Genomic DNA, 12660 nt, shown 5'->3' on the forward strand with positions numbered 1-12660 from the left:
CCTGGCGCAGGACTTCGCGGGGGTCGGCGAAGAACGGCTCGCCTTCCAGTTCGTGCATGGTCATCAGCAACTGCGCGGTCGGGCGCTTCTGCCAGGGTTCCATGGAGAGGGTGCCGGGGATCGGGTAGCAGATCCGGTCGGCGTCGCCGATGTCGAGACCCAGGCCGGTACTCTCTACGGTGGAGCCGGTGATATCGAGGGCGAACAGGGATGCGGGGAGATTGATACCTTTTTCGAAGACTTTGTTCAGACTGTTGCGTTCGATCCGCTTGCCGCGAACCACGCCATTCATGTCTGCAATAAGGAGGTCGACGAACTGGACCTCGGGATGTTCCTTGAGGAACTCGCTCGGTTCAGTGAGCTGAACGGCACGCTGGGGTACCGACATGATGCAACACCTTTTTTGTTAAAAATTTCAATCATGCGGGGGGTAGGCTATGAGTCAATCCGAAAGCCTGTGGGATGTCAATAGCCGCCAAAAACGCCCTCTTGTGGGGCGTTGAGGCCGTTTTCAGGGCATTTTCGCCGGACGAAAAGCCGAAAAAAACCTCGCGTCGAAGGGTGTTCAGGAGTGCGTGTTCAATTTTTTACAGGCCTATTGTGTAAAAAAATGAACAACGCTAAGCTCGGCCAAACCCCATAACATCTACAAACAACGGGTGTCTCATGTCTCGCCTGCCGTTAATCGGCGTCACCGCCTGCACCAAGCAGATCGGTCTTCATCCCTACCACATTGCCGGCGACAAATATCTGCGTGCCGTCGTCAACGGCGCTGGCGGTCTCCCGCTGATCATTCCTGCGCTGGGCGAGTCGATCGACCAGGCAGCCCTGCTGGACAGCGTCGACGGCTTGCTCTTCACTGGCTCGCCGTCGAACGTCGAGCCCCGTCATTATAGTGGACCGGCGAGTGAGCCCGGCACTCTCCACGACTCCGACCGCGACGCCACCACGTTGCCGCTGGTCCGCGCCGCCATCGACGCCGGTATTCCGGTCCTCGGCATCTGCCGCGGTTTCCAGGAAATGAACGTGGCTTTCGGCGGCAGCCTGCACCAGAAGGTGCATGAGGTCGGAACCTTCATGGACCACCGCGAGCCGGCCGACCAGCCGCTCGAGGTTCAGTACGCGCCGCGCCATGCCATGCATGTGCAGCCGGGCGGAGTGCTCGCCGGCATCGGCTTGCCGAGCGAGTTCCAGGTCAATTCCATCCATGGCCAGGGCGTTGATCGTCTGGCGCCGGGCCTTCGAGTAGAAGCACTGGCGCCTGACGGGTTGGTCGAAGCCATCTCCGTAGAAGGTGCAAAAGCCTTCGCTCTTGGTGTGCAATGGCACCCGGAGTGGCAGGTTCTGACGAACCCCAACTATCTCGCTATCTTCCAGGCTTTCGGTAAGGCCTGCAGCAAGAGGGCGGGGCAACGTTGAGTCCGGCTGTTGGGGCCGGACTCTCAACCCTGAGGTCTTTATGACTACCAAGTTAGACCAGCTGACCAGCTGGCTGAAGGAACGCAAGATCACCGAAGTGGAATGCCTGATTTCCGATCTGACAGGCATCGCCCGCGGCAAGATCTCGCCGACCAACAAATTCATCGCGGAAAAGGGCATGCGCCTGCCGGAGAGCGTTCTGCTGCAGACCGTCACCGGCGACTACGTGGAAGACGACATTTACTACGACCTGCTCGACCCGGCCGACATCGATATGGTCTGCCGCCCGGACGAGAATGCCGTGTTCCTCGTCCCCTGGGCCATCGAGCCCACCGCGATGGTGATCCACGACACCTTCGACAAGCTCGGCAATCCCATCGAGCTGTCGCCGCGCAACATCCTCAAGCGCGTGTTGAAGATGTATGCCGACAAGGGCTGGCGGCCGATCGTGGCGCCAGAGATGGAGTTCTACCTGACCAAGCGCAGCGACGACCCCGACTATCCGTTGCAGGCCCCGGTGGGCCGCTCCGGACGCCAGGAAACCGGGCGTCAGTCGTTCTCCATCGACGCCGCCAACGAGTTCGACCCGCTGTTCGAGGACATGTACGACTGGTGCGAGGCCCAGGGCCTTGACCTGGATACGCTGATCCACGAGGAAGGCACCGCGCAGATGGAGATCAACTTCCGTCATGGCGACGCCCTCGACCTGGCCGACCAGATCCTGGTGTTCAAGCGCACCATGCGCGAGGCCGCGCTCAAGCACAACGTCGCCGCGACCTTCATGGCCAAGCCGATGACCGGCGAGCCGGGCAGCGCGATGCACCTGCACCAGAGCATCGTCGACGTGAAGACCGGCAAGAACATCTTCTCCAATGCCGACGGCACCATGAGCGAGCTGTTCCTGCACCATATCGGCGGCCTGCAGAAGTTCATCCCGGAAGTGCTGCCGCTGTTCGCGCCCAACGTGAACTCGTTCCGCCGCTTCCTGCCCGATACCTCGGCGCCGGTGAACGTCGAGTGGGGCGAAGAGAACCGTACCGTCGGCCTGCGCGTGCCGGATTCCAGCCCGGAGAACCGCCGGGTCGAAAACCGTCTCGCCGGCGCCGACGCCAACCCTTACCTGGCGCTGGCTGCCAGCCTGCTGTGCGGCTACATCGGCATGGTCGAAGGCATCAAGCCGAGCGCCCAGGTCAAAGGTCGCGGCTATGAACGCCGTAACCTGCGCCTGCCGCTGACGATCGAAGCGGCGCTGGAGCGCATGGAGAACTGCAAGCCCCTCGAGCAGTATCTCGGCAGCAAGTTCATCAGCGGCTACGTCGCGGTGAAGCGTGCGGAGCACGAGAATTTCAAGCGGGTTATCAGCTCCTGGGAGCGGGAATTCCTCCTGCTTTCCGTTTGATCCTGACCGGGGGCGGCCGGCGTGGTCCGCCGCTCCCGGACAGTCTTGAATAGAAGAGGTGTGACATGAACAGCCAAATCACCAACGCCAAGACCCGTGAGTGGCAGGCGTTGAGCCGCGACCACCATCTGCCGCCGTTCACCGACTACAAGCAGTTGAACGAGAAGGGCGCGCGGATCATCACCAAGGCCGAAGGCGTCTATATCTGGGACAGCGAGGGCAACAAGATCCTCGATGCGATGGCCGGCCTCTGGTGCGTCAACGTCGGCTACGGCCGCGAGGAGCTGGTCCAGGCCGCCACCCGGCAGATGCGCGAGTTGCCGTTCTACAACCTGTTCTTCCAGACCGCCCACCCGCCGGTGGTCGAGCTGGCCAAGGCGATCGCCGACGTCGCTCCGGAAGGCATGAACCACGTGTTCTTCACCGGCTCCGGTTCCGAGGCCAACGACACCGTGCTGCGCATGGTCCGCCACTATTGGGCGACCAAGGGCCAGCCGCAGAAGAAAGTGGTGATCGGCCGCTGGAACGGCTACCACGGCTCCACCGTCGCCGGCGTCAGCCTGGGCGGCATGAAGGCGCTGCATGAGCAGGGCGATTTCCCCATCCCGGGTATCGTCCACATCGCCCAGCCCTACTGGTACGGCGAGGGCGGCGACATGTCGCCGGACGAGTTCGGCGTCTGGGCCGCCGAGCAGCTGGAGAAGAAGATTCTCGAAGTGGGCGAGGAAAACGTCGCCGCCTTCATCGCCGAGCCGATCCAGGGCGCCGGCGGCGTGATCGTCCCGCCGGACACCTACTGGCCGAAGATCCGCGAGATCCTCGCCAAGTACGACATCCTGTTCATCGCCGACGAAGTGATCTGCGGCTTCGGTCGTACCGGCGAGTGGTTCGGCAGCCAGTACTACGGCAACGCCCCGGACCTGATGCCGATCGCCAAGGGCCTCACCTCCGGCTACATCCCCATGGGCGGGGTGGTGGTGCGCGACGAGATCGTCGAAGTGCTCAACCAGGGCGGCGAGTTCTACCACGGCTTCACCTATTCCGGTCACCCGGTGGCGGCCGCCGTGGCCCTGGAGAACATCCGCATCCTGCGCGAAGAGAAGATCATCGAGAAGGTGAAGGCGGAAACGGCACCGTATTTGCAGAAACGCTGGCAGGAGCTGGCCGACCACCCGTTGGTGGGCGAAGCGCGCGGGGTCGGCATGGTCGCCGCCCTGGAGCTGGTCAAGAACAAGAAGACCCGCGAGCGTTTCACCGACAAGGGCGTCGGGATGCTGTGCCGGGAACATTGTTTCCGCAACGGTTTGATCATGCGCGCGGTGGGCGACACTATGATTATCTCGCCGCCGCTGGTGATCGATCCGTCGCAGATCGATGAGTTGATCACCCTGGCGCGCAAGTGCCTCGATCAGACCGCCGCCGCCGTCCTGGCTTGAGTCCCTGAGCGGACTTTTGCCAGACTGCGCCAGTGCGTTGGCCAGGCTCACCGGGTGGTGACGCGATCGGTTGCGCCACCGCCCGGATACTTCAACAAAAATGGAGCTACCCCGCATGATGAAACGTTTCGGTAAGACCCTGCTCGCCCTGACCTTGGCGGGCTCTGTGGCCGGTATGGCGCAGGCTGCGGACAACAAGGTGCTGCACGTCTACAACTGGTCCGACTACATCGCGCCGGACACCCTGGAGAAGTTCACCAAGGAAACCGGGATCAAGGTCGTCTACGACGTCTACGACAGCAACGAAGTGCTGGAAGCCAAGTTGCTGGCGGGCAAGTCCGGGTACGACGTGGTGGTGCCGTCCAACTCCTTCCTCGCCAAGCAGATCAAGGCCGGGGTCTACCAGAAACTCGACAAGTCCAAGCTGCCGAACTGGAAGAACCTGAACAAGGACCTGATGCACACCCTGGAAGTCAGCGACCCGGGCAACGAGCATGCGATTCCCTACATGTGGGGCACCATCGGCATCGGCTACAACCCGGACAAGGTCAAGGCGGCCTTCGGCGACAACGCGCCGGTGGATTCCTGGGACCTGGTATTCAAGCCGGAGAACATCCAGAAGCTGAAGCAGTGCGGCGTCAGCTTCCTCGACTCGCCGACCGAGATCCTTCCGGCGGCCCTGCACTATCTCGGCTACAAGCCGGACACCGACAATCCCAAGGAACTCAAGGCGGCCGAAGAGCTGTTCCTGAAGATCCGTCCCTACGTCACCTACTTCCACTCGTCGAAGTACATTTCCGACCTGGCCAACGGCAACATCTGCGTCGCCATCGGCTACTCCGGCGACATCTACCAGGCCAAGTCCCGCGCCGAAGAGGCGAAGAACAAGGTCACCGTCAAGTACAACATTCCCAAGGAAGGCGCCGGCAGCTTCTTCGACATGGTCGCCATTCCCAAGGACGCCGAGAACACCGAGGGCGCCCTGGCCTTCGTCAACTTCCTGATGAAGCCGGAAATCATGGCCGAGATCACCGACGTGGTTCAGTTCCCCAACGGCAATGCGGCGGCCACCCCGCTGGTGTCCGAGGCGATCCGCAACGACCCGGGCATCTACCCGAGCGAAGAGGTCATGAAGAAGCTGTATACCTTCCCCGACCTGCCGGCCAAGACCCAGCGGGCGATGACCCGCAGCTGGACCAAGATCAAGTCCGGCAAGTGATCCGCGAGGAGCCCGGCGGCGCGTGAAGCCGCCGGCGCTCCGGCACGAGAGAACCGGAACGCGGCCGGGCTTCCTCCGGCCACGCTCCCCTGCGAAGAGGTTCGACTCTTTTGCCCGTTCGTCCAGACGCTTCCTCCTGGGGGCCCGACGACCGGACGCAGTATCGACGACGAAGACGCTGCCATGGGCGCTGCGCCAATCTGCCGCGCCGGGGCCGGTCGTGTCGCTCGCACCGGGGCCGAGGGCCCGGAAAACCTGAAACCAACACGTCGGTAGGGAACCCAGCTCACTCATGTTTCCCGGCGGAATCGTCGGGTTGTCATGAAACCCGAGTGATCTGGGCTTACATCGGCACTTGAAGAACACGGGTCGAACAGGCAGGGTGCTGCCGTGAAAAGGCCCGGAACAGGAGTCGGACATGCAACATTCCATTGGCAAGACACTGCTGGTAGCCGCTCTGGCTACGGCGATCGCGGGCCCCGTGCAGGCGGAGAAGAAGAGCCTGCACATCTATAACTGGACCGATTACATCGCTCCCACCACCCTCAAGGACTTCACTAAGGAGAGCGGGATCGACGTCAGCTACGACGTCTTCGACTCCAACGAGACCCTCGAGGGCAAGCTGGTCTCCGGCCACTCCGGCTATGACATCGTGGTGCCGTCGAACAACTTCCTCGGCAAGCAGATCCAGGCCGGTGCCTTCCAGAAGCTGGACAAGAGCAAGCTGCCGAACTGGAAGAACCTCGATCCGGCGCTGCTCAAGCAACTGGAGGTCAGCGACCCGGGCAACCAGTACGCGGTTCCCTACCTGTGGGGCACCAACGGCATCGGTTACAACGTGGCCAAGGTCAAGGAAGTCCTCGGCGACCAGCCGATCGACTCCTGGGCGATCCTCTTCGAGCCCGAGAACATGAAGAAGCTCGCCAAGTGCGGCGTGGCCTTCATGGACAGCGGCGACGAGATGCTGCCCGCCGCCCTCAACTACCTGGGGCTGGACCCCAACACCCACGACCCGAAGGACTACAAGAAGGCCGAGGACGTCCTGACCAAGGTTCGCCCCTACGTCAGCTACTTCCACTCCTCCAAGTACATCTCCGACCTGGCCAACGGCAACATCTGCGTCGCCTTCGGCTATTCCGGGGACGTCTTCCAGGCCGCTGCCCGCGCCGAAGAGGCCGGCAAGGGCATCGACATCCAGTACGTGATTCCCAAGGAAGGCGCCAACCTGTGGTTCGACCTGATGGCGATTCCCGCCGATGCCAAGGCCGCCGATAACGCCTACGCGTTCATCGACTACCTGCTGCGTCCGGAGGTGATCGCCAAGGTCAGCGACTATGTCGGCTACGCCAACGCGATACCGGGGGCCCGCCCGCTGATGGACAAGAGCGTCAGCGACAGCGAGGAGGTGTATCCGCCGCAGGCCGTGCTCGACAAGCTCTACGTTTCCGCCGTGTTGCCGGCCAAGGTGCTGCGTCTGCAGACCCGTACCTGGACCCGGATCAAGACCGGCAAATAAGTTCAAATTCCGCCCGGTAGCGTGACCGGGCTCAACGACTTGGGAGTTGTGGTAATGGCGATAGCCTCCGGTGCCTACAAGAAAGCCCTAGAGGGCAACCAGCAGCCGAAAGAGGTGCTGGTAAAGATCGACCGGGTAACCAAGCAGTTCGACGAGACGCTGGCGGTGGACACCGTGTCCCTGACCATCAACAAGGGCGAGATCTTCGCCCTGCTCGGCGGCTCCGGCTCGGGTAAATCCACCCTGTTGCGCATGCTCGCCGGTTTCGAGCGGCCCACCGAGGGGCGGATCTTCCTCGATGGCCAGGACATCACCGACCTGCCGCCCTACGAGCGGCCGATCAACATGATGTTCCAGTCCTATGCGCTGTTCCCGCACATGAGCGTGGCGCAGAACATCGCCTTCGGCCTCAAGCAGGACGGCCTGCCCAAGGCCGAGATCGACGAGCGCGTGGCCGAGATGCTCAAGCTGGTGCACATGACCCAGTACGCCAAGCGCAAGCCGCACCAGCTCTCCGGCGGCCAGCGCCAGCGGGTGGCCCTGGCCCGTTCGCTGGCCAAGCGGCCGAAGCTGCTGCTGCTCGACGAGCCGATGGGCGCGCTGGACAAGAAGCTGCGCTCGCAGATGCAACTGGAGCTGGTGGAGATCATCGAGCGCGTCGGCGTGACCTGCGTGATGGTGACCCACGACCAGGAAGAGGCCATGACGATGGCCCAGCGCATCGCCATCATGCACCTGGGCTGCATCGAGCAGATCGGCAGCCCGATGGACATCTACGAGACCCCGGCGAGCCGCCTGGTCTGCGAGTTCATCGGCAACGTCAACCTGTTCGACGGTGTGCTGGTGGAGGACGTGCAGGACCATGCGGTGATCGCCTGTCCGCAGTTGGAGAATCCGATCTACATCGGCCACGGCATCAGCACCCGCGCCGAGGACAAGCGCATCACCTATGCGCTGCGGCCGGAAAAAGTGATGATCAGCGCTCAGAAGCCGGACAACCTGGAACACGCCGGGCACAACTGGGCCCAGGGCACCGTCTACGACATCGCCTACCTTGGCGGCCACTCGGTGTACTACATCAAGCTGGCCTCCGGGATGATCGTCCAGGCCTTCATGGCCAACGCCGAGCGCCACGTCGCCCGGCCGACCTGGGACCAGTCGGTGTACATCAGCTGGTACGACGACAGCGGCGTGGTACTGCAGTCATGAAATTCGCCAACAGCCTGAAAAAGCGCATGCCCACCGGGCGGCATGCGGTCATCGGGGTGCCGTTCCTGTGGCTCTTCCTGTTCTTCCTGCTGCCCTTCGCCATCGTGCTGAAGATCAGCCTGGCGGAAGCGGACGTGGCCATCCCGCCCTACACCGAGATCTTCGCCTACGCGGACCAGCAGTTGCAGGTGCTCCTCAACCTCGGCAACTACCTGATGCTGACCGATGACCCGCTCTACATCGATGCCTACCTCGGCTCGCTGAAGATGGCCTTCATCAGTACCCTGATCTGCCTGCTGGTGGGCTACCCGATGGCCTACGCCATCGCCCGCTCCAGCCAGTCCTCGCAGACCGTCCTGCTGCTGCTGATCATGATGCCGACCTGGACGGCGATCCTGATCCGGGTCTATGCCTGGATGGGCATCCTTTCCAACAACGGACTGCTCAACAGCGTACTGATGGGGCTGGGGCTCATCAGCGAGCCGCTGACCATCCTCAACACCAACATCGCGGTGTACATCGGCATCGTCTATTCCTACCTGCCGTTCATGATCCTGCCGCTCTACGCCAACCTGGTGAAGCACGACCCGAGCCTGCTGGAGGCCGCTTCCGACCTGGGCGCGCGCAACTTCACCAGCTTCTGGAAGATCACCGTGCCGCTGTCGAAGAACGGCATCATCGCCGGCTGCATGCTGGTGTTCATCCCGGCGGTGGGCGAGTTCGTCATCCCGGAACTGCTCGGCGGCCCCGAGACCCTGATGATCGGCAAGGTGCTCTGGCAGGAGTTCTTCAACAACCGCGACTGGCCGGTGGCGTCCGCCCTGGCAGTGGTGATGCTGGCGATCCTGATCATCCCGATCATCCTGTTCAACAAGAACCAGGCCAAAGAACTGGAGGGCAAGGTATGAGCCAGCACAGCGTATCCCGCTCCGTATCCCGTTCAACAGGCTCTCCATCCAGAAGCGTGGCCAAAGAACTGGAGGGCAAGGTATGAAGCGCTGGAATTTCTCCAACGTCATGCTGATCGTCGGCCTGCTCTTCATCTACCTGCCGATGCTGATCCTGGTGATCTATTCGTTCAACGCCTCCAAGCTGGTGACGGTGTGGGGCGGCTGGTCGGTGAAGTGGTACGTCGGCCTGCTGGACAACACCCAACTGGTCAGTTCGGTCGGCCGCTCCCTGGAGATCGCCTTCTATACGGCGTTCTCCTCGGTGCTCCTCGGCACCCTGGCGGCCTTCGTCCTCACCCGCATCCCGCGCTTCCGCGGTCGTACGCTGTTCGGCGGCATGGTCACCGCGCCGCTGGTGATGCCGGAAGTGATCACCGGCCTGTCGCTGCTGCTGTTGTTCGTGGCCATGGCGCAACTGATCGGCTGGCCGCAGGAGCGGGGTATCGTGACCATCTGGATCGCCCACACCAGCTTCTGCTCGTCCTACGTGGCGGTGGTGGTGTCGGCGCGCCTGCGTGAACTCGACCTGTCGATCGAGGAAGCGGCGATGGACCTGGGTGCCAAGCCCTGGAAGGTGTTCCTGCTGATCACCATCCCGATGATCGCGCCCTCGCTGGCGGCGGGCGGCATGATGTCCTTCGCCCTGTCGCTGGACGACCTGGTACTGGCCAGCTTCGTCTCTGGCCCCGGCTCGACTACCTTGCCGATGGAAGTGTTCTCGGCGGTACGCCTGGGCGTGAAGCCGGAGATCAACGCGGTGGCCAGCCTGATCCTGCTGAGCGTTTCGCTGTTCACCTTCTTCGCCTGGTACTTCACCCGCCAGGCCGAGGAGCGGCGTCGCCGGGCGATCCAGCAGGCGATGGAAGAGACCGCGACCGACTGGCAGAAAGGTTCGCCGACCCCGGCCTGAGCCCTCCGCCGAAAAGAAAAGGCCACCTGCGGGTGGCCTTTTTCATTGGCGCGTCGGTGGCGGGAAATGCCTGGCTACGCTCCGTAGGGTGAATAACGCCCCAGGCGTTATCCGCCGATATCCCGTTGTATCCGGCGGACAACCACCATGCGGTTACTCGCCCTACGCCACGCCGGCCGGATGCTCCGCCGGCCGGCTCAGCGCTTCGGTTCCAGCACCAGCACGCCCTTGCTGTTCGCCTTCACCTCGTTTTCCTCGTAGTGCTGCGGCAGGTAGTGGCCCTCGATGTAGGCCTCGGCCTGGTCGTCGTAGTGGCCGTCGAAGGGCACGCCGCTCTGCCCGACCGGGTTGATGCCGAGGCTGTGGGTCGGGTCGGCGAAGTCCACCAGGCGCCGTGTCGATGGGCCGTAGGTGACCGCCCAGGGGGCCGGGCCGATCTTCGCCGACAGGTTGTTCGGCACCTCGTGGGTGCCGGGGGCGGCGAACGGGCCGACGTTGAGAATGCGCCTGAGCAGCGCTTGCTGGCCCAGGGCGTGCTCGTGGGTCAGGGTATGCGCCTTGCCCCACAGCCAGCCGGACGGGTCGTTGCCGAGGGTGCCGCGCAGATGCGCGAGGGAGGCGTTCCAGGCGGCCCTGACGATATCCGCGCGGGTTTCCCGGCGCTCTGTGCGGCGGTCGTCCCACCAGGGCGAGTCGGCGTCGGCAGCCAGCCGAGGCAGCGCACTGTCGATGGCGCGGGTGGCGATCAGGCTGTCGAAGAAGGCATCGCCCAGTTCGTCGTGCAAGGCGCCCTCGGCAATCTGGAACAGCAACTGGTTGAACAGCGTGGCGGCGGTCGAGTCGACCGGGTAGTCGCCCTTCCAGGCCGCCAGTTGCTCGACCAGGCGCTTGCCTTCGGCGTCGTCGACCACCTCGCGCAGGACCGGCAGCAAGGGGGCGAGCAGGCGCGGCGCGTAGCCGGTGCGATTGCCGAGTTGCAGCGCGCGGCTGTTGTCCAGGTTCCATTTGGTGCCGCGGTCGGCCAGTTGGGTATCCAGCCACTGGCCGCGGTCCGCCAGGTTGTAGTAGCCGGGAATCGGCCGGCCATTGGCCGGGACCGGCTGGAAATTGGCGGAGACGATGTAGCCGCGCGCCGGGTTTTCCTCCTGTGGGTTGTCGGCGAACGGATAGAAGCCGGACTTGTCCGCCTCGCCCTTGCTGCCGTCGAGGATGAAGCTCGGGTTCACCCCCTCCGGCCGCTTCGGCAGGGCCGCCGAGGCCCACCAACCGATATCGCCGGCGGCGTTGGCCCAGACCAGGTTGAGTCCCGGCGAATGGATCTTCGAGGCCGCCGCGCGGGCCTTGGCCAGGGTATCGGCGCGATTCAGCTGGTAGAAGGCGTCGAGCACCGGGTTCTCGGTCTCGAGGAAAGCCCACCACATGGCGATCGGGGTCTTGCCGGAGCTGGCGCCGAGCGCGTCGTTGACGATCGGACCGTGGGGCGAGCGGCGCAGGGTGAGCTTCACCGGCGCAGCGCCCTTGACCGCGATTTCCTGCTCCTCGCTCTGCAGGTCGACCCATTTGCCTTGGTACCAGACCTGGTTGGGGTTATCCGGGTTGACCTTCTCGGCGATCAGGTCGAGGTCGTCGTTCTGGAACATCGTCAGGCTCCAGCCGAACGCACGGTTGTGGCCCAGCGAGGCGAAGGGGTTGAGCGCCTGGTGGTGGCCGTAGAGCTCGAAGCCGGGCGCGCTCAACTGGGCCTCGTACCATACCGCCGGCGCGGCGAAGCGGATATGCGGATCGCCGGCCAGCAGGGGCTTGCCGCTGGCGGTGCGGCTGCCGGCGACGACCCAGGCGTTGCTGCCCTCGAACTGCGGCAGGCCGGCGTCCTCCAGGGCCTGCTGGCTGAGACGGGCGAGGGCGCCAAGGTCCTTCCAGTCGCCGGCGCCCAGTGCGCCGGAGGGCGTCAGCACGCCCTGCGGATGCCAGTCGAGGTCGAAGATGCGCAGGTAGTCGCTGCCCAGTTCGTCGCGGATGTAGGTCAGCACCGGCTCGGTGCGGAAGGCGGCGGCGAAGCTGTAGGCCATGTAGCCGGCGATGCTCAGGGTGTCTTCGGGGGTGAAGGGACGCCTGGGTATGCCCAGCAGATCGAATTCGAGCGGCGCCGGGTTGTTTTCCTGGAACTGGTTGACCCCGTCCAGGTAGGCCTCCAGCACTTTCCAGGGCTGCGACTGCTTGTCCTGGCGGGCGCTGTATTCGGCGGCGTGGTCGCGGAGGCGCAGGGTGCGGAACAGACGGTCGGTATCCACCAGCTTGGGGCCGAGCACTTCGGCCAGCTCGCCGCGCGCCAGGCGCCGCAGCATTTCCATCTGGAACAGGCGGTCCTGGGCGTGCACGTAGCCGAGGGCGCGGTAGAGGTCGGTCTGGTTCTGCGCATACAGGTGCGGAACCCCGCGCTCGTCGTAGCGCACGTCGACCGGCGCCTGCAGGTGGGCCAGGGCGAGCGAGCCGTTGCGGAGCGGCTGCTTGGCATGGAGGTACCAGGCGCCACCGGCAGCCGCGGCGGCGACCGCCACGGCGATCACGGTCAGGGTGCGTTTCATCGATCCTTTCTCCTTGT

At 63.9% G+C, this 12660-nt stretch carries 9 protein-coding genes and 1 pseudogene; 8 read left to right on the top strand and 2 right to left on the bottom strand.

The genetic code is table 11. From position 1 onward, the window contains the following. A pseudogene (locus tag HMPREF2886_RS27340) lies at nt 1-388 on the bottom strand (glutamine synthetase); the annotation flags it as partial. 278 nt (nt 389-666) lie between these two features. Between HMPREF2886_RS27340 and HMPREF2886_RS27345 the strand changes: the two are divergent. The 8 genes from HMPREF2886_RS27345 (at nt 667) to HMPREF2886_RS27380 (ending at nt 10058) form a co-directional block, all read left to right on the top strand. Continuing rightward, entirely contained in the window at nt 667-1419 is a 753-nt protein-coding gene (locus HMPREF2886_RS27345; protein WP_003112938.1) for a gamma-glutamyl-gamma-aminobutyrate hydrolase family protein, read from the top strand. 40 nt (nt 1420-1459) lie between these two features. Beyond that, the gene (locus HMPREF2886_RS27350) at nt 1460-2818 is read left to right on the top strand and encodes a glutamine synthetase family protein (RefSeq protein WP_003084290.1); all 1359 of its coding nucleotides are present in this window, start codon (nt 1460-1462) and stop codon (nt 2816-2818) included. 65 nt (nt 2819-2883) lie between these two features. Then, complete coding sequence (spuC, locus tag HMPREF2886_RS27355) at nt 2884-4254, top strand: putrescine--pyruvate aminotransferase (protein ID WP_003084297.1); 1371 nt, start codon at nt 2884-2886, stop codon at nt 4252-4254. A gap of 115 nt (nt 4255-4369) precedes the next feature. Further along, complete coding sequence (gene spuD, locus HMPREF2886_RS27360; RefSeq protein ID WP_003084299.1) at nt 4370-5473, top strand: putrescine-binding protein SpuD; 1104 nt, start codon at nt 4370-4372, stop codon at nt 5471-5473. Between the two features lie 418 nt (nt 5474-5891). Beyond that, a complete protein-coding gene (gene spuE, locus HMPREF2886_RS27365; protein ID WP_033971830.1) occupies nt 5892-6989 on the top strand; it encodes a spermidine-binding protein SpuE in 1098 nt (365 codons plus the stop codon). 54 nt (nt 6990-7043) lie between these two features. Next, nucleotides 7044-8198, top strand: coding sequence for a polyamine ABC transporter ATP-binding protein (gene potA / locus HMPREF2886_RS27370; protein WP_003084303.1), 1155 nt, complete (start codon nt 7044-7046; stop codon nt 8196-8198). A gap of 26 nt (nt 8199-8224) precedes the next feature. Then, entirely contained in the window at nt 8225-9106 is an 882-nt protein-coding gene (locus HMPREF2886_RS27375; protein ID WP_003121722.1) for an ABC transporter permease subunit, read from the top strand. Between the two features lie 82 nt (nt 9107-9188). Beyond that, nucleotides 9189-10058: an ABC transporter permease subunit gene (locus HMPREF2886_RS27380; protein WP_003084307.1), complete on the top strand. Its 870-nt coding sequence runs from the start codon at nt 9189-9191 to the stop codon at nt 10056-10058. A gap of 197 nt (nt 10059-10255) precedes the next feature. Here HMPREF2886_RS27380 and hacB read toward each other — a convergent pair whose 3' ends face one another. Next, entirely contained in the window at nt 10256-12643 is a 2388-nt protein-coding gene (hacB, locus tag HMPREF2886_RS27385) for an N-acylhomoserine lactone acylase HacB (protein ID WP_033971828.1), read from the bottom strand. Nucleotides 12644-12660 lie beyond the last annotated feature (17 nt).

This window comes from Pseudomonas sp. HMSC066A08 (genome assembly GCF_001813025.1).
GTDB lineage: Bacteria > Pseudomonadota > Gammaproteobacteria > Pseudomonadales > Pseudomonadaceae > Pseudomonas > Pseudomonas aeruginosa.